The sequence below is a fragment of the Mycobacterium kyorinense genome (assembly GCF_002101735.1).
Classification (GTDB): Bacteria; Actinomycetota; Actinomycetes; order Mycobacteriales; family Mycobacteriaceae; genus Mycobacterium; species Mycobacterium kyorinense.
In genome coordinates this window covers 1-16,748 of the sequence record NZ_LQPE01000014.1, presented here as the reverse complement: position 1 = coordinate 16,748, position 16,748 = coordinate 1, and the positions used below count along the sequence as shown (strand labels likewise).

17 protein-coding genes are annotated in these 16,748 nt (G+C 69.1%); 13 read left to right on the top strand and 4 right to left on the bottom strand.

Annotated elements, in window-relative coordinates:
• Positions 1–44: 44 nt before the first annotated feature.
• The 7 genes from pyrR to pyrF all read left to right on the top strand — a co-directional run bounded on the left by pyrR (position 45) and on the right by pyrF (position 8,709).
• The gene (gene pyrR / locus AWC14_RS02510; protein ID WP_045376366.1) at positions 45–608 is read left to right on the top strand and encodes a bifunctional pyr operon transcriptional regulator/uracil phosphoribosyltransferase PyrR; all 564 of its coding nucleotides are present in this window, start codon (positions 45–47) and stop codon (positions 606–608) included.
• Positions 605–1,552: an aspartate carbamoyltransferase catalytic subunit gene (locus AWC14_RS02505; protein WP_045376368.1), complete on the top strand. Its 948-nt coding sequence runs from the start codon at positions 605–607 to the stop codon at positions 1,550–1,552. Before pyrR ends, AWC14_RS02505 begins: the two co-directional genes overlap by 4 nt.
• A complete protein-coding gene (locus AWC14_RS02500; RefSeq protein WP_045376371.1) occupies positions 1,549–2,841 on the top strand; it encodes a dihydroorotase in 1,293 nt (430 codons plus the stop codon). The genes AWC14_RS02505 and AWC14_RS02500 overlap by 4 nt, the downstream gene beginning before the upstream one ends.
• Complete coding sequence (locus AWC14_RS02495) at positions 2,838–3,338, top strand: PH-like domain-containing protein (RefSeq protein WP_045376374.1); 501 nt, start codon at positions 2,838–2,840, stop codon at positions 3,336–3,338. Before AWC14_RS02500 ends, AWC14_RS02495 begins: the two co-directional genes overlap by 4 nt.
• Positions 3,338–4,456 carry a glutamine-hydrolyzing carbamoyl-phosphate synthase small subunit gene (carA, locus tag AWC14_RS02490; protein ID WP_045376377.1) on the top strand — a complete coding sequence of 373 codons (1,119 nt, stop codon included), beginning with the start codon at positions 3,338–3,340 and terminating at the stop codon, positions 4,454–4,456. Before AWC14_RS02495 ends, carA begins: the two co-directional genes overlap by 1 nt.
• An 85-nt stretch (positions 4,457–4,541) precedes the next feature.
• Complete coding sequence (carB, locus tag AWC14_RS02485; RefSeq protein ID WP_045376380.1) at positions 4,542–7,889, top strand: carbamoyl-phosphate synthase large subunit; 3,348 nt, start codon at positions 4,542–4,544, stop codon at positions 7,887–7,889.
• A 1-nt stretch (position 7,890) separates the two neighbouring features.
• On the top strand, positions 7,891–8,709 hold the full coding sequence (pyrF, locus tag AWC14_RS02480; protein ID WP_045376382.1) for an orotidine-5'-phosphate decarboxylase: 819 nt from the start codon (positions 7,891–7,893) through the stop codon (positions 8,707–8,709).
• 23 nt (positions 8,710–8,732) lie between these two features.
• Here pyrF and AWC14_RS02475 read toward each other — a convergent pair whose 3' ends face one another.
• A complete protein-coding gene (locus AWC14_RS02475; protein WP_045376385.1) occupies positions 8,733–8,993 on the bottom strand; it encodes a hypothetical protein in 261 nt (86 codons plus the stop codon).
• A 161-nt stretch (positions 8,994–9,154) separates the two neighbouring features.
• Complete coding sequence (locus tag AWC14_RS02470; protein WP_045376388.1) at positions 9,155–9,574, bottom strand: TOBE domain-containing protein; 420 nt, start codon at positions 9,572–9,574, stop codon at positions 9,155–9,157.
• Between the two features lie 498 nt (positions 9,575–10,072).
• On the opposite strand from AWC14_RS02470, the gene mihF reads away from it, so the two are divergent.
• The 5 genes from mihF to metK all read left to right on the top strand — a co-directional run bounded on the left by mihF (position 10,073) and on the right by metK (position 14,026).
• On the top strand, positions 10,073–10,390 hold the full coding sequence (gene mihF, locus AWC14_RS02465) for an integration host factor, actinobacterial type (protein WP_003932123.1): 318 nt from the start codon (positions 10,073–10,075) through the stop codon (positions 10,388–10,390).
• 15 nt (positions 10,391–10,405) lie between these two features.
• A complete protein-coding gene (gene gmk, locus AWC14_RS02460) occupies positions 10,406–11,062 on the top strand; it encodes a guanylate kinase (protein WP_081968052.1) in 657 nt (218 codons plus the stop codon).
• A gap of 68 nt (positions 11,063–11,130) precedes the next feature.
• Positions 11,131–11,454: a DNA-directed RNA polymerase subunit omega gene (rpoZ, locus tag AWC14_RS02455; protein ID WP_045376397.1), complete on the top strand. Its 324-nt coding sequence runs from the start codon at positions 11,131–11,133 to the stop codon at positions 11,452–11,454.
• A 19-nt stretch (positions 11,455–11,473) separates the two neighbouring features.
• Positions 11,474–12,724, top strand: a complete 1,251-nt coding sequence (coaBC, locus tag AWC14_RS02450) for a bifunctional phosphopantothenoylcysteine decarboxylase/phosphopantothenate--cysteine ligase CoaBC (RefSeq protein WP_045376400.1) — start codon at positions 11,474–11,476, stop codon at positions 12,722–12,724.
• A 90-nt stretch (positions 12,725–12,814) separates the two neighbouring features.
• Positions 12,815–14,026 carry a methionine adenosyltransferase gene (metK, locus tag AWC14_RS02445; protein ID WP_045376403.1) on the top strand — a complete coding sequence of 404 codons (1,212 nt, stop codon included), beginning with the start codon at positions 12,815–12,817 and terminating at the stop codon, positions 14,024–14,026.
• Positions 14,027–14,048: 22 nt separating this feature from the next.
• On the opposite strand, the gene AWC14_RS02440 is transcribed toward metK, so the two are convergent.
• Together AWC14_RS02440 and AWC14_RS02435 are read right to left on the bottom strand one after the other, a co-directional pair.
• On the bottom strand, positions 14,049–14,987 hold the full coding sequence (locus AWC14_RS02440; RefSeq protein ID WP_045376406.1) for an alpha/beta hydrolase: 939 nt from the start codon (positions 14,985–14,987) through the stop codon (positions 14,049–14,051).
• Positions 14,984–15,922, bottom strand: a complete 939-nt coding sequence (locus AWC14_RS02435) for an alpha/beta hydrolase (protein ID WP_057003455.1) — start codon at positions 15,920–15,922, stop codon at positions 14,984–14,986. Before AWC14_RS02435 ends, AWC14_RS02440 begins: the two co-directional genes overlap by 4 nt.
• Here AWC14_RS02435 and AWC14_RS02430 point away from each other — a divergent pair.
• Positions 15,921–16,649 carry a lysoplasmalogenase gene (locus tag AWC14_RS02430; protein ID WP_045376409.1) on the top strand — a complete coding sequence of 243 codons (729 nt, stop codon included), beginning with the start codon at positions 15,921–15,923 and terminating at the stop codon, positions 16,647–16,649. The two genes, AWC14_RS02435 and AWC14_RS02430, sit on opposite strands and share 2 nt — an antisense overlap.
• The last annotated feature ends 99 nt before the right edge of the window (positions 16,650–16,748 follow it).

Below are 16,748 nucleotides of genomic sequence, written 5' to 3'. Positions count from 1 at the left end.
TAACGATCCGTCCGGTGAGGCGGAGAAGGAGGTCAAGGTCTCGCATGGGTGCAGCGGGTGACACCGGCACCGGCCGCGAATTGATGTCGGCGGCCGACGTGGGCCGCACCATTTCTCGCATCGCGCACCAGATCATCGAAAAGACCGCGTTGGACGGACCCGACGCACCGCGCGTGGTGTTGCTGGGGATCCCGACCCGCGGCGTGACCCTGGCCGAGCGGCTGGCCGCCCACATCGCCGAATTCAGCGGCGTCCAGGTCGCCCATGGTGCGCTCGACATCACGCTGTACCGCGACGACCTGATGCAAAAACCGCCCCGCCCTCTGGAGACCACCTCGATCCCGGCCGGCGGCATCGACGACGCCCTGGTGATCCTGGTCGACGACGTGCTGTACTCCGGCCGCTCGGTGCGCTCGGCGCTGGACGCGCTGCGCGACATCGGGCGGCCGCGGGCCGTGCAGCTGGCGGTCCTCGTCGACCGCGGCCACCGCGAACTGCCGCTGCGCGCCGACTACGTCGGCAAGAACGTGCCGACCTCGCGCAGCGAGAGCATACATGTGCTGCTGCGCGAACACGACGACCGCGACGGGGTGGTGATCTCGCGATGAGCACCCGACACCTGCTGGCCGCCGGCGACCTGTCCCGCGACGACGCCACCGCGATCCTCGACGACGCCGACCGGTTCGCCGAGGCGCTGGTCGGCCGCGAGGTGCGCAAGCTGCCCACGCTGCGCGGACGCACGATCATCACGATGTTCTACGAGAACTCCACCCGCACCCGGGTATCGTTCGAGGTGGCCGGCAAATGGATGAGCGCCGACGTGATCAACGTCAGCTCGACGGGATCGTCGGTGGCCAAAGGGGAGTCGCTGCGCGACACCGCGCTGACATTGCGGGCCGCCGGCGCCGACGCGCTGATCATCCGGCATCCCGCCTCGGGCGCGGCGCAACTACTCGCCGACTGGACCGCCACGGAAACCGGTGGCCCATCGGTGATCAACGCCGGCGACGGCACTCACGAACACCCGACGCAGGCGCTGCTGGACGCACTGACCATGCGCCAACGGCTCGGCGGCATCGAGGGCCGGAGGGTGGTGATCGTCGGCGATATCCTGCACAGCCGCGTCGCCCGCTCCAACGTGATGCTGCTGGCAACCCTGGGCGCCGAAGTGGTGTTGGTGGCGCCGCCTACGCTGCTGCCGGTCGGCGTGGCCGACTGGCCGGTCACCGTCTCCTACGACCTGGACGCCGAATTGCCCGCCGCCGACGCGGTATTGATGCTGCGCGTGCAGGCCGAGCGGATGAACGGCGGCTTCTTCCCGTCGGCGCGCGAGTACTCGGTGCTCTACGGATTGTCCGATCGGCGCCAGGCGATGCTGCCCGGCCATGCGGTGGTGCTGCATCCCGGCCCGATGCTGCGCGGCATGGAGATCGCGTTCTCGGTGGCCGACTCGTCGCAATCGGCTGTGCTGCAACAGGTTTCCAACGGGGTACATGTGCGGATGGCGGTGTTGTTCCACCTTCTGGTGGGGGCAGAGGAGGCCGCGGCGTGAGCGTGCTGATCCGCAGGGTGCGGCTCTACGGCGAGGGGGACCGGGTCGACGTGCTGGTCGACGACGGGCAGATCGCCGACATCGGTGCGGATCTTGCGATTCCGGACGTCGCCGACGTCATCGACGCCACCGGACAGGTGCTGCTGCCCGGCCTGGTCGACCTGCACACCCACCTGCGCGAGCCGGGCCGCGAATACGCCGAGGACATCGAAACCGGCTCGGCCGCAGCGGCTCTGGGCGGCTACACGGCCGTGTTCGCGATGGCGAACACCAACCCCGTCGCCGACAGCCCGGTGGTCACCGACCATGTCTGGCAGCGCGGCCAGCAGGTCGGCCTGGTCGACGTGCACCCGGTGGGCGCGGTCACGGTCGGACTGGGCGGAACCGAGCTCACCGAAATGGGCATGATGGCCGCCGGGGCGGCGCAGGTGCGGATGTTCTCCGACGACGGCAAGTGCGTGCACGACCCGCTGGTGATGCGCCGCGCCCTCGAATACGCCACCGGGCTCGGCGTGCTGATCGCCCAGCATGCCGAGGAGCCGCGGCTGACCGTCGGCGCCGTCGCCCACGAAGGACCGAACGCCGCGCGGCTTGGCCTGGCGGGCTGGCCGCGCGCGGCCGAGGAGTCGATCGTTGCCCGCGACGCGTTGCTGGCCCGCGACGCCGGCGCCCGGGTCCACATCTGCCACGCCTCCACCGCGGGGACCGTCGAGATCCTGAAATGGGCCAAACAGCAAGGGATTTCGATCACCGCCGAGGTCACCCCGCATCACCTGCTGCTCGACGACGCCCGGCTGGCCAGCTACGACGGCACCAACCGGGTCAATCCGCCGCTGCGGGAAGCCGCCGACGCGGTCGCGCTGCGTCAAGCACTGGCGGACGGGGTCATCGACTGTGTGGCCACCGACCATGCCCCCCACGCCGAGCACGAGAAATGCGTCGAGTTCGCCGCAGCGTTGCCCGGCATGCTCGGATTGCAGACCGCGCTGTCGGTGGTGGTGCAGGCGATGGTCCAGCCGGGTCTCCTGACGTGGCGTGACGTGGCCCGGGTGATGAGCGAGAACCCCGCCCGCATCGCCCGGCTGCCCGATCAGGGCCGGCCGCTGGAGGTCGGCGAGCCGGCCAACCTGACCGTGGTGGATCCCGACGCCACCTGGACGGTGACCGGTCCCGAGCTGGCCAGCCGGTCGGCCAACACACCGTACGAGGCGATGACGCTGCCGGCCACCGTGACGGCAACGCTGTTGCGCGGCAAGGTCACCGCGCGCGACGGAAAGAGCCCGGCATGAATTCCGGCACACTGGTCGCGTCGCTGATCTTCGCCGCGGTGCTCGCGGTGCTGATCGCATTCGTCATCCAGCTGATGATGCGCGGCTGGCGCCACCGCGCCGAGCGGCAGGCCACACTGGTCGGCACACTGCCGCCGGTGCCCGACACCGTCGGCGCGCCGATCGTCGCACCCACCCGCGGCATGTATGTCGGCTGCACACTGGTGCCCAGCTGGCACGACCGGGTCGCCGTCGGCGACTTGGGCTATCGCACCAAGGCGGTGCTGACCCGTTATCCGGAGGGAATCATGGTGCAGCGCAGCGGCGCCCGGCCGATCTGGATTCCGCAGGAGTCGATCACGGCCATCCGCACCGAGCGCGGCATGCTGGGCAAAGCGATGACACACCCGGGCATTCTGGCGATCCGGTGGCGGCTGCCGTCGGGGGCCGAGATCGACACCGGCTTCCGCGGCGACAACCGCGACGAGTACGCCCGCTGGCTGCCGGAGGCGGGCTGATGGACAAAGCCGTACTGGTCCTCGAGGACGGCCGGGTCTTTTCCGGCCGGCCGTTCGGCGCGATCGGCGAGACGCTGGGCGAGGCGGTGTTTTCCACCGGCATGTCCGGCTACCAGGAGACGCTGACCGATCCGAGCTATCACCGCCAGATCGTGATCGCCACCGCGCCGCAGATCGGCAACACCGGCTGGAATACCGAGGACGGCGAGAGTCGCGGCGACAAGATCTGGGTCGCCGGCTACGCGGTGCGCGACCCGTCGCCGCGCCCGTCGAACTGGCGGGCCACCACCACGCTGGAGGACGAGCTGGTCCGCCAGAACGTCGTCGGCGTCGCCGGCATCGACACCCGCGCCGTGGTGCGGCACATCCGCAACTTCGGCTCGATGAAGGCCGGCATCTTCTCCGGGGCGGCGCTGACCGAACCCGAGGTGATGCTCGAGCGGGTGCGCGCCCAGCAGCCGATGCTGGGCGCCGATCTGGCCGGCCAGGTCAGCACCCCGGGCAGCTACATCGTCGAACCCGAAGGGCCGCAACGGTTTACCGTCGCCGCGCTCGACCTGGGGATCAAGACCAACACGCCGCGCAATTTCGCCCGGCGCGGCATCCGCAGCCACGTGCTGCCGTCGTCGGCAACCTTCGAGCAGATCGCTGAGCTCAAGCCGCATGGTGTGTTCTTGTCCAACGGCCCCGGCGATCCGGCCACCGCCGACCACGTCGTCGGCGTGACCCGCCAGGTGCTGGACGCCGGAATCCCGTTGTTCGGCATCTGTTTCGGCAACCAAATCCTGGGCCGGGCACTCGGCCTGTCGACCTACAAGATGGTGTTCGGCCACCGCGGGATCAACATCCCGGTGATGGACCACGCCACCGGACGGGTCGCGGTCACGGCGCAAAACCACGGCTTTGCGCTCGAGGGCGAGGCGGGGCAGCGGTTCGACACGCCGTTCGGGCCCGCGGTGGTCAGCCATACCTGCGCCAACGACGGCGTCGTCGAGGGCGTCAAACTCGCTAGCGGGCGGGCGTTTTCGGTGCAATACCATCCGGAGGCCGCGGCCGGTCCCCACGACGCGGAGTACCTGTTCGACCAGTTCGTCGACCTGATGGGAGCCGGCCGATGACCGCCACTACGGCGAGCGTGCGTGTTTGTACGCAGATACGCCGTGAATGGCGTACAACTATGCACGCTCGCGGCAAGGAGACATAATGCCGCGGCGGACTGACTTAAACCACGTGCTGGTGATCGGCTCCGGGCCGATCGTCATCGGGCAGGCCTGCGAATTCGATTATTCGGGCACCCAGGCCTGCCGCGTTCTGAAAGCCGAGGGTCTGCAGGTCAGCCTGGTCAACTCCAACCCGGCCACGATCATGACCGACCCGGAGTTCGCCGACCACACCTACGTCGAGCCGATCACCCCGGCCTTCGTCGAACGGGTCATCGCCCAGCAGGCCGAGCGCGGCAACAAGATCGACGCGCTGCTGGCCACACTGGGCGGACAGACCGCGCTGAACAACGCCGTCGCGCTCTACGAGAACGGCGTGCTGGAGCGCTACAACGTCGAGCTGATCGGCGCCGACTTCGAAGCCATCCAGCGCGGCGAGGACCGGCAGCGGTTCAAGGACATCGTCGCCAAGGTCGGCGGCGAATCCGCCCGCAGCCGAGTGTGTTTCACCATGGACGAGGTCCGCGAGACGGTCGCCGAACTCGGCCTGCCCGTCGTGGTGCGGCCGAGCTTCACGATGGGCGGTCTCGGCTCGGGGATGGCCGATTCCGCCGAAGCAGTCGAGCGGATGGCCGGCGCGGGGCTGGCCGCCTCGCCGAGCGCAAACGTGCTGATCGAGGAATCGATCTACGGCTGGAAGGAATTCGAGCTCGAGCTGATGCGCGACGGCCACGACAACGTCGTGGTGGTGTGCTCGATCGAGAACGTCGACCCGATGGGCGTGCACACCGGCGACTCGGTGACCGTCGCGCCCGCGATGACGCTCACCGACCGCGAATACCAGCGGATGCGGGACCTGGGCATCGCGATCCTGCGCGAGGTCGGCGTCGACACCGGCGGCTGCAACATCCAGTTCGCGGTCAACCCTCACGACGGCCGGCTGATCGTCATCGAGATGAACCCCCGCGTGTCGCGGTCTAGTGCGCTGGCGTCGAAGGCCACCGGCTTCCCGATCGCCAAGATCGCCGCCAAGCTGGCCATCGGCTACACCCTCGACGAGATCCTCAACGACATCACCAAGGAGACCCCGGCCTGCTTCGAACCCACCCTCGACTACGTCGTGGTCAAAGCGCCGCGGTTCGCGTTCGAGAAGTTCCCCGGCGCCGACCCGACGCTGACCACCACCATGAAATCCGTCGGCGAGGCAATGTCGTTGGGGCGCAACTTCGTCGAAGCACTCGGCAAGGTAATGCGGTCGCTGGAAACCAGCCGAGCCGGATTCTGGACCGCGCCGGATCCCGACGGCGGTCCGCAAGAAACTCTCGACCGGTTGCGTACCCCCACCGAAGGCCGGCTCTACGACATCGAATTGGCGCTACGGCAAGGCGCGACCGTCGAGCAGGTGTCGGAGGCGTCCGGCGTCGACCCGTGGTTCGTCGCGCAGATCGCCGAACTGGTCACACTGCGGCGCGAGCTGGTCGACGCCGCGGTGCTCGACGCGGACCTGCTGCGGCGCGCCAAATACAACGGTTTGTCCGACCGCCAAATCGCCGCTTTGAGACCGGAATTGGCCGGCGAGAACGGCGTGCGCTCGCTGCGCGGACGGCTCGGAATCCACCCGGTGTACAAGACCGTCGACACCTGCGCGGCGGAGTTCGAGGCCAAGACCCCCTACCACTACAGCAGCTACGAGCTCGACCCGGCCGCCGAAACCGAGGTGGCGCCGCAGACCGACAAACCCAAGGTGCTGATCCTCGGCTCTGGACCCAACCGGATCGGGCAGGGCATCGAGTTCGACTACAGCTGCGTGCACGCGGCAACCACGTTGAGCCAGGCCGGTTTTGAGACCGTGATGGTCAACTGCAACCCGGAGACGGTGTCCACCGACTACGACACCGCCGACCGGCTGTACTTCGAGCCGCTGACCTTCGAAGACGTCCTGGAGGTGTTCTACGCCGAATCCCAGTCGGGGACCGGGGGACCGGGCGTCGTCGGTGTCATCGTGCAATTGGGTGGCCAAACCCCGCTCGGCCTGGCGCAGCGGCTCGCCGACGCCGGAGTGCCGATCGTCGGAACACCGCCCGAAGCCATCGACTTGGCCGAGGACCGCGGCGCATTCGGTGACGTGCTGACGGCCGCCGGGTTACCCGCCCCACGCTATGGCACCGCAACGACGTTCGAGCAGGCCCGCCGGATCGCCGCCGAGATCGGCTACCCGGTGCTGGTGCGGCCGTCATATGTGCTGGGTGGGCGGGGCATGGAGATCGTCTACGACGAGGAAACGCTGCGCGGCTACATCACCCGCGCCACCGAACTGTCGCCGGAGCACCCGGTGCTCGTCGACCGTTTTCTCGAGGACGCCATCGAGATCGACGTCGACGCACTCTGCGACGGCGCCGAGGTCTACATCGGCGGGATCATGGAGCACATCGAGGAGGCCGGCATCCACTCCGGCGACTCGGCGTGCGCGCTGCCGCCGGTCACCCTGGGCCGCACCGACATCGAGAAGGTACGACGGGCCACCGAGGGCATCGCGCAGGGCATCGGTGTGGTGGGGCTGCTCAACGTGCAGTTCGCGCTGAAAGACGACGTGCTCTATGTGCTGGAGGCCAACCCCCGCGCCAGCCGCACCGTGCCGTTCGTCTCCAAAGCCACCGCGATACCGCTGGCCAAGGCCTGCGCCCGGATCATGTTGGGCGCCACCATTTCTGCGCTGCGCGAGGAAGGGATATTGGCGGCAGTCGGCGACGGCGCCAGCGCGGCGCCGGATGCGCCCATCGCGGTCAAGGAAGCCGTGTTGCCGTTCCACCGGTTTCGCACCGTCGACGGCGCCGGCATCGACTCGCTGCTGGGCCCGGAGATGAAATCCACCGGCGAGGTGATGGGCATCGACCGTGACTTCGGCAGCGCGTTCGCCAAAAGCCAGACCGCCGCATACGGATCGCTGCCGGCGCAGGGCACCGTGTTCGTGTCGGTGGCCAACCGGGACAAGCGGTCGCTGGTCTTTCCGGTCAAGCGGCTGGCCGATTTGGGTTTCCGGGTGCTCGCCACCGAAGGAACAGCAGAAATGCTGCGGCGCAACGGTATTCCCTGCGACGTGGTCCGCAAGCATTTCGAACAGCCGCGACCGGGCCGCCCGCAGATGTCGGCCGTCGATGCGATCCGCGCGGGCGAGGTCGACATGGTGATCAACACCCCCTACGGCAACTCCGGTCCGCGCATCGACGGCTACGAAATCCGCTCGGCCGCAGTCGCAACGAACATCCCCTGCGTGACGACGGTGCAAGGCGCCTCGGCCGCGGTGCAGGGCATCGAGGCCGGGATCGGCGGCGTCATCGGAGTGCGCTCGCTGCAGGAACTGCACAGCGCACTGAACAACGGCGGCCACTAGCGTGCCGGGTTTCGGTACCCGGCTGGCCGACGCGATGTCGCGCCGGGGACGGCTGTGCCTGGGCATCGACCCACACCCGGAGTTGTTGCGCGCGTGGGTTTTACCGGAGAGCCCGGACGGCCTGGCTGCGTTGTGCGATACCTGCGTGGCGGCGTACGCCGACTTCGCCGTCGTCAAGCCGCAAGTGGCGTTTTTCGAGGCCTACGGTGCCGCCGGGTTCGCGGTACTGGAACGCACCATCGCCGCCCTGCGCGAGAACGGCGTGCTGGTGCTGGCCGATGCCAAACGCGGCGACATCGGCTCGACGATGGCGGCCTATGCCCAAGCGTGGGTTGGTGACTCGCCGCTGGCCGCCGACGCCGTCACGGCCTCACCGTATCTGGGCTTCGGCGCGCTGCAGCCGCTGCTGGACACCGCGGCGGCCCGGGACCGCGGAGTGTTCGTGCTGGCGGCCACTTCCAACCCCGAAGGCGCGGCGGTACAGGGCGCGACCAGTGGCGGGCGCAGCGTCGCGCAATCCGTGGTCGACGACGTCGCCCGCTGGAACAGCACGCATGAATCCGGCTCGGTCGGCGTCGTCGTCGGCGCCACGCTGACCCACGTGCCCGATCTCTCGACCCTGAACGGTCCGGTGCTGGTGCCGGGGATCGGCGCACAGGGTGGCCGAATGTCGGCGCTGAAGGGTTTCGGGGGAGCGCAACCCGACCAGCTGGTGCCTGCCGTCTCACGCGAGGTCCTGCGGGCCGGACCCGACGTCGGCGCGCTGCGCGCTGCGGCGGAGCGCATGCGCGAGGCGGCGGCCAGCCTGTCACGCGAATAGCGGGCCGCCGCTTCGGCGACGTGTCAGCGGTGGCTCGACGTGGGCGTGATCTGAGCCGGGTTGTGCTTGAGCTCCTTTTTGTCTTGCTTGAGAACCTGTTTGCGGTCGTGATGGTCGAGCTTGATGCTGGGGCTGGGCGCTGGCGCGGGCGCACTCTTGCTGGTGGCGATCGGCGAATTACCCGGTGTCGGAGCGGCGTTGGCCGTCGCGATCCCGCCGCACAGCCCGGCCAACCCGATGCCGGCCGTGATCGAAGAGGCGCACAGTATGCGTTTCGCGTCCATGAAGTCCAGTCCCTTTCTGACGTTGTGGTGCTTTCGCCCTACCCGGATGACGTTATGCGCCAAAGCCGTTGAAAGGCTGAACCGACTTTGTGAAGGAACTGGCAACAACTATGGGAATTGCGTACGGCTAGTTGTGATTTCGCTGCCAACGCGCCTGCCGGCTACCCGGCGCTGCGGGTGCGGTCCTCGGGTGTCTCGACGATGACCGTGGTGGCTTTCACGACCGCCACGGCCACACTGCCCGGCTCGAGCTTGAGTTCGCGCGCGGCCTCGGTGCTCATCAGTGAAACCACCGTGAAGGGCCCGCACTGCATTTCGACTTGGGTCATCACCTTGTCGGTGACCAGCCTGGTGACCAGGCCGACGAAACGGTTGCGGGCCGAGCTGCCGACGCCGAGCGGATTCGGCGGCAGGGCGGGTGCATTGGTGCGGGAAAATTCGGCCAGGGCGTCGCCGGCGATCACCTTGCGGCCGGACTGGTCCTGACTGACGGGCAAGGCGCCTTGGTCGATCCATCGCCGCACGGTGTCGTCGCTGACCCCCAGCAGCTCAGCCGCCTCGCGGATCCGCATCATCGCCATGAGTCGATCGTACGGTGGGCCGGCCGCCGGGGACCGGCACCTCGGTGGCGATTTTCGGGCCTCCCCGAACCCCTACTACACAGCGTCGTTGACCCGTTGGGGCGGGGCGCGAGATCCCTCGCACGATGCGCGACGTGCGGCGCGACACGCCCGACACGCCGTGACATGCGCAATTGGCCTCATTTCGCCATGTCCGGGCGCTCGGCGCCGTTCGTCGCGAGCGGCGACGAGCCGGCCGCGCGGCGCGGCGGCACCCCAAAAGCCCTGCTAGACACCATGTTCTGCGAACGTGCTGGACGGCGAAGCCCGGTCGCAAAGCGCTGCGCCGAAGCGCCGCCGGCGACGCCGTCGCACCGTCTGACAGCCCCGCACGCTGCGGCTTTGTAGCTTCAAGCAGGGGGGCGGGTTAGATTTCGTCAGACAGCGTGGGTACGGTCGTCTGCGCTGGCTGGGACTACCCCGGCTGAGACAAATCAAGATCGATGAGACGGAGGAATCGTGGCCCTTCCCCAGTTGACCGACGAGCAGCGCGCGGCCGCGTTGGAGAAGGCTGCTGCCGCACGTCGAGCACGCGCCGAACTCAAAGACCGGCTGAAGCGTGGCGGCACCAACCTCAAGCAGGTGCTCAAGGACGCTGAGACCGACGAGGTTTTGGGCAAGATGAAGGTTTCCGCGCTGCTGGAGGCCCTGCCGAAGGTTGGCAAGGTCAAGGCGCAGGAAATCATGACCGAGCTCGAAATCGCACCGACCCGCCGCCTGCGTGGGCTCGGCGATCGTCAGCGCAAGGCACTGCTGGAAAAGTTCGACTTCTCCTGACGGCGCCTGACGACGATGCAGGCCGAACGGCCTGAGGAGTCAGGCAATGCAGGAGGGTCGGTCAGAGCCGACGGAGGACCGGACGGCGAGCACGGCACGCGTCCCGGACGGGTGGTCGTGTTGTCCGGTCCCTCCGCGGTCGGAAAGTCGACGCTGGTCCGGTGCCTGCGCGAACGGATTCCTGACCTGCGCTTTTCGGTGTCGGCCACCACCCGGGCACCCAGGCCCGGCGAGGTCGACGGCGTCGACTACCACTTCGTGACCCCCGCCCAGTTTCAGGAGCTGATCGAGTCGGGCGCGCTGCTGGAGTGGGCGGACATCCACGGCGGCCTGCACCGATCCGGCACGCTGGCCCAGCCGGTCCGGGAAGCCACCGCCTCCGGGCATCCGGTGCTGATCGAGGTCGATCTGGCCGGAGCCCGCGCAATCAAGCAGGCCATGCCGGAGGCGCTGACGGTGTTCCTGGCGCCGCCGAGCTGGGAGGTCCTGGAGTCCCGGCTGGTCGGCCGCGGCACCGAGACGCCCGACGTGATCCGCCGCAGACTGGACACCGCCCGCGCCGAACTCGCAGCTCAGGGCGACTTCGACCAGGTCGTGGTGAACAGTCGATTGGAAACCGCCTGCTCGGAATTGGTATCGTTGCTGGTGGGAACCGCCCCCGGCACGGCGTGACCTGCCATCTTCATCCGATTCGCCACCCAGCGATTCGCCCCTCTACGCCGCCAGGAGAAAAGACCTTCGTGAGTACTCCCCAAGCCGACGCGCAACTGTCCGCCGTCCCCGACCAATTCGACCCGGCGTCGGGCGCGGTCGGTTACGACACGCCGCTGGGCATCACCAACCCGCCCATCGACGAGCTGCTGGACCGGGTGTCGAGCAAGTACGCCCTGGTGATCTACGCGGCCAAGCGGGCGCGGCAGATCAACGACTACTACAACCAGCTCGGCGAGGGCATCCTCGAATACGTCGGCCCCCTGGTCGAGCCGGGCCTGCAGGAAAAGCCGCTGTCGATCGCGCTGCGCGAGATCCACGCCGACCTGCTCGAGCACACCGAAGGCGAGTAGCGGGCAGGCCGGGTGCGCTGTGGACCGCAAGCGGATCATCGTCGGCGTCTCCGGGGGCATCGCCGCCTACAAGGCCGCGACCGTCGTCCGCCAGCTCACGGAGGCCGGCCACCGGGTCCGGGTCATTCCCACCGAATCGGCGCTGCGTTTCGTCGGCGCCGCCACCTTCGAGGCGCTGTCCGGCGAGCCGGTCCGCACCGGCGTCTTCGACGACGTCCCCGAGGTGCCCCACGTCGCCCTCGGACAGGGCGCCGACCTGGTCGTCGTCGCACCCGCTACCGCCGACCTGCTGGCCCGGGCCGTCACCGGCCGCGCCGACGACCTGCTGACCGCCACCCTGCTCACCGCGCGATGTCCGGTGCTGTTCGCGCCCGCGATGCACACCGAGATGTGGCTGCACCCCGCTACGCAGGACAACGTGGCCACCCTGCGCCGCCGCGGCGCGGTGGTGCTGGAACCGGCCTCTGGCCGGCTCACCGGCACGGACAGCGGCGCCGGCCGGCTACCCGAGGCCGAGGAGATCACCACGTTCGCCCAACTGCTGCTGGAGCGCCACGACGCCCTGCCCTACGACCTGGCCGGCTGCAAGATGCTGGTCACCGCCGGCGGCACCCGCGAGCCGATCGATCCCGTGCGCTTCATCGGCAACCGCAGCTCCGGCAAGCAGGGTTACGCGCTGGCGCGGGTCGCCGCTCAGCGCGGCGCCGAGGTAACGCTGATCGCCGGGCACACCGCCGGTCTGATCGACCCCGCCGGCGTCGACGTCGTACACGTCAGCTCGGCCCAACAGCTCGCCGACGCGGTGTCCAAGCACGCACCCGACGCCCATGTGCTGGCGATGGCCGCCGCCGTCGCCGACTTCCGGCCGGCCCAGGTGGCCACGGCGAAGATCAAGAAGAGCGCCGCTGAAGACACCGCGGCGCCGACCATCGAGCTGGTCCGCAACGACGACGTGCTGGCCGCGGCGGTGCGTGCGCGCGCCGACGGGCAGCTGCCGAACATGCGCGCCATCGTCGGGTTCGCCGCCGAGACCGGCGACGCCAACGGCGACGTGCTCTTCCACGCCCGGGCCAAGCTGCGCCGCAAGGGCTGTGACCTCCTGGTGGTCAACGCCGTCGGCGAGGGCAAGGCGTTCGAGGTGGACAGCAACGACGGCTGGCTGCTGGCTTCCGACGGCACCGAGTCGGCGCTGCAGCACGGCTCGAAGACGCTGATGGCCAGTCGTATCGTGGACGCAATCGCCACCTTTCTGCACAGCGGCAGCGGGTAGGTCCAAATCGCGGGGCGCCCGGAGCGGCGGGCGACATGGCGATATAATTCGTCTAACTAACATTTTGTCGAGGATGGGAAGGATCCGGGTGTGAGCGAAAAGGGTCGGCTGTTCACCAGCGAGTCGGTGACAGAGGGACATCCCGACAAGATCTGTGACGCCATCAGCGACTCTGTGCTCGACGCGCTTCTGGCCGACGACCCTCGTTCGCGCGTCGCGGTCGAAACGATGGTCACCACCGGTCAGGTGCACGTCGCCGGGGAGGTGACGACGAACGCCAAGGAAGCGTTCGCCGAGATCACCGACACCGTCCGCAGCCGCATCCTGGAAATCGGCTACGACTCGTCCGACAAGGGCTTCGACGGCGCGTCGTGCGGGGTCAACATCGCGATCGGGGCGCAGTCGCCCGACATCGCGCAGGGCGTCGACACCGCGCACGAGGCCCGCGTCGAGGGGGCCGCGGATCCGCTGGACGCCCAGGGCGCCGGCGACCAGGGCCTGATGTTCGGCTACGCGATCAGCGACACCCCGGAGATGATGCCGCTGCCGATCGCGCTGGCCCACCGGCTCTCCCGGCGGCTCTCCGAGGTGCGCAAGGGCGGTGTGCTGCCGTACCTGCGGCCGGATGGCAAGACGCAGGTCACCATCGCCTACGAGGGCAACACCCCGGTCCGGCTGGACACCGTCGTGATCTCCACCCAGCACGCGCCCGACGTCGACCTGGACGACATCCTCGCGCCCGACATCCGGGAGAAGGTGCTCAACACCGTTCTCGATGACCTGGCGCACGACACCCTGGATGCCTCCGACGTGCGGCTGCTGGTCAACCCGACCGGCAAGTTCGTGCTCGGCGGGCCGATGGGCGACGCCGGTCTGACCGGCCGCAAGATCATCGTCGACACCTACGGCGGCTGGGCCCGCCACGGCGGCGGCGCCTTCTCCGGCAAGGACCCGTCGAAGGTGGACCGCTCCGCGGCGTACGCGATGCGCTGGGTGGCCAAGAACGTGGTGGCGGCCGGGCTGGCCGAGCGGGTCGAGGTGCAGGTCGCCTACGCGATCGGCAAGGCCGCGCCGGTCGGGCTGTTCGTCGAGACGTTCGGCAGCGAGACCGTCGACCCGGTCAAGATCGAAAAGGCCATCGGCGAGGTGTTCGACCTACGGCCCGGCGCCATCATCCGCGACCTGGACCTGCTGCGGCCGATCTACGCGCAGACCGCCGCCTACGGGCACTTCGGCCGCACCGACATCGAGCTGCCGTGGGAGCAGCTCAACAAGGTCGACGACCTCAAGCGCGCGGTCTAGGCGCCGCGAACGTGCGGCTGTGCTAGCGCTGTAGCGCCTTTTTCAGAGCTTCCAACCCGCGGTTGGTCGCCTCCGCCGCCGCGGGCACCAGAAGCGCGAAGCTGACGAAGCCGTGTACCAGTGTCGGCTCGTTGCCCAGTTCGACGGGAACCCCTGCGGCGCTGAGTAATTCGGCGTAGCGGGCGCCGTCGTCGCGCAGCGGGTCATGCTCGGCGGTGCCGATATAGGCCGGCGCCAGACCGGAGAAGTCGGTCGCGTTGGCCGGCGCCAGCGTTACCGGCAACGTGGACGGATCGCTGATGTCGACGTCGGGCACGTACCACTGCAGGAACGCGTCGATGACCTCGCGGTCCAGGATCGGCGCGTCGGCGTTCTCGATGAACGAGGGCAGCGACAGGTCGCCGGTGGTCGACGGGTACCACAGCAACTGAAACGCCAGGTCCGGACCGCCGTTGTCGCGGGCCAGCCGCGCCATCACCGCCGACAGGTTGCCGCCCGCGGAGTCCCCGGCGACCGCGATCCGCTCGGGATCGCCGCCCAGCTCGGCGGCGTGCTCGGCGACCCATTGCAGCGCCGCCCAGCAGTCCTCCACCGCGGCCGGGAACGGGTGCTCCGGGGCCAGCCGATAGTCGACCGAGACCACGATGGCCTCGGCGCCCACCGCGTGGGCGCGGGCCACCGCGTCGTGGGTGTTCAGGTCGCCGATCGACCAGCCGCCGCCGTGGTAGAAGACCACCACCGGCAGGGTGTCCGAGGCCGCCGGCGGCCAGTAGACGCGGACCGGGATGCCGGAAGCGATCGTGCGGTCCTCGATTCGCAACTGCGGCAACATCTCCGGCGGAGCTTGCAGCGCGCGGATTCGCGCCCGCGCCACCTCGACGCCGTCGGCCGCCTTGAACGTCATCGGCAGCGCGTCCAGCAGCGACTTGAGCAGCGGGTCGATCTCCGGGCGGGCGGTCATCGGCTCAGTCCCGTTCGCAGGGCGGCCAATCCGCGGTCCATGGCCTCGGTGGCGGCGGGCACTACGCCGGCGTAGCCGACGTAGCCGTGCACCAACGTCTCGGCGTTGTCCACCTCGACCGGAACACCGGCGGCCGCCAGCAGCTCGCCGTAGCGAATGCCGTCGTCGCGCAACGGGTCGTGCCCGGCGACGGCGATGTAGGCAAGCGGCAGGCCGGCCAGGTTCTTCGCCCGCCCCGGCGCCATCCCGGGCGGTGGATCGGACAGGTCGATTTCGCCTGCGTACCAACGGGAAAACGCCGCGACGGAGTCGCGGCCCAGGATCGGTGCGTTCGCGTTCTCGGTGAACGACGGCAGCGTCGAGTCCCACAGCGTCGACGGGTACCACAACAGCTGGAAGGCGATCGGCGGTCCGCCGTTGTCGCGGGCGCGCTGCGCGACGGCCGCGGCGATGGTGCCGCCCGCGGAGTCTCCGGCCACCGCCAGCCGCGCAGCGTCGGCGCGAAGCTCCTCGCCGTGCCTGGCCACCCATTGCGTCGCGGCCCACGCGTCGTCCACCGCGGCGGGATAGGGGTGTTCGGGCGCCAGCCGGTAGGCGACCGACACCACCACCGCGCCGGCGCCGACGGCGTGCTGGCGACAGGTGCCGTCGTGGGTGTCGAGATCGCCGACGACAAAGCCGCCGCCATGGAAGAACACTACCAGTGGCAGCACAGAATCGATTGGGGGCCAATAGATTCGGATTGCGAGCGGGCCGCCCGGACCGTCGATGCTGCGGTCTTCGACACGAACCTCGGGATGCACCGGTCGGCGCGGCAGATCCCGCAGCCGCTGCCGCGCGGCCTCGACGCCGCCGTCCAGCGACAGCTCGAACGGCACCTTATCCAGTACCTTCAGCAGAATGGGGTCGATGGCGGGCCGGGTGTCCTCAGGCATGGAGACACCCTATGCACCGCGGATAGTGGCCGGTTGCTGGGTGGCCGCCGGCTGGGCCGGAGTGGCCTACGGGTTGTTTTTGACCGTGACGGTGTTGCGGTCGCCGCCGGGCGAGGAGCTGACCGGCCGCTTCATGGCCCAGCCGCTGTTCAAGGCGTCGATGGCGCTGTTGCTGGTGGCCGCCGCGGTGTCGCACCCGATCGTGCGCGAGCGGCGCTGGCTGATGCCTGCGTTGGTGTTCGCGGCGGTCGGCGACGTGCTGTTGGCCATTCCGTGGTGGACGGCGTCGTTCGTGCTCGGGCTTGCCGCGTTTTTGCTGGCGCACCTGTGTTTGCTGGGAGCGCTGATCCCGCTGGCACGTCGGTCGTGGCCGCGACTTGTGGCCGTCGCCGTCATCGGCGCGGCGTGTGTGGCGCTGCTGGTGTGGTTTTGGCCCGGGCTGAGCCACGACGGGCTGACGGTGCCGGTCGTGGTGTACATGGTGGTGCTGGGCGCCATGGTGTGCGCGGCGCTGCTGGCGCGGCTGCCCACGATCTGGACCGCGGTCGGCGCGGTGTGCTTTGCCGTCTCCGACGCGATGATCGGCATCGGCCGGTTCGTGTTGGGCAACGAAGCGTTGGCGGTGCCGATCTGGTGGGCCTATGCCACGGCGCAGATTCTGATCACCGCCGGCTTCTTCTTCGGCCGCGCCACCAACGGCGCGAGCGTGCGCAAACCCGAGGATTAGCGCGGCGTGTCGGCCGGGGACACGCACGCTGACCGGAAAATACCCACGGTGAGGTGACGGCGTGAAGCGGCCCGCAGGGCTGGTGGAGCGGGTGGTGTT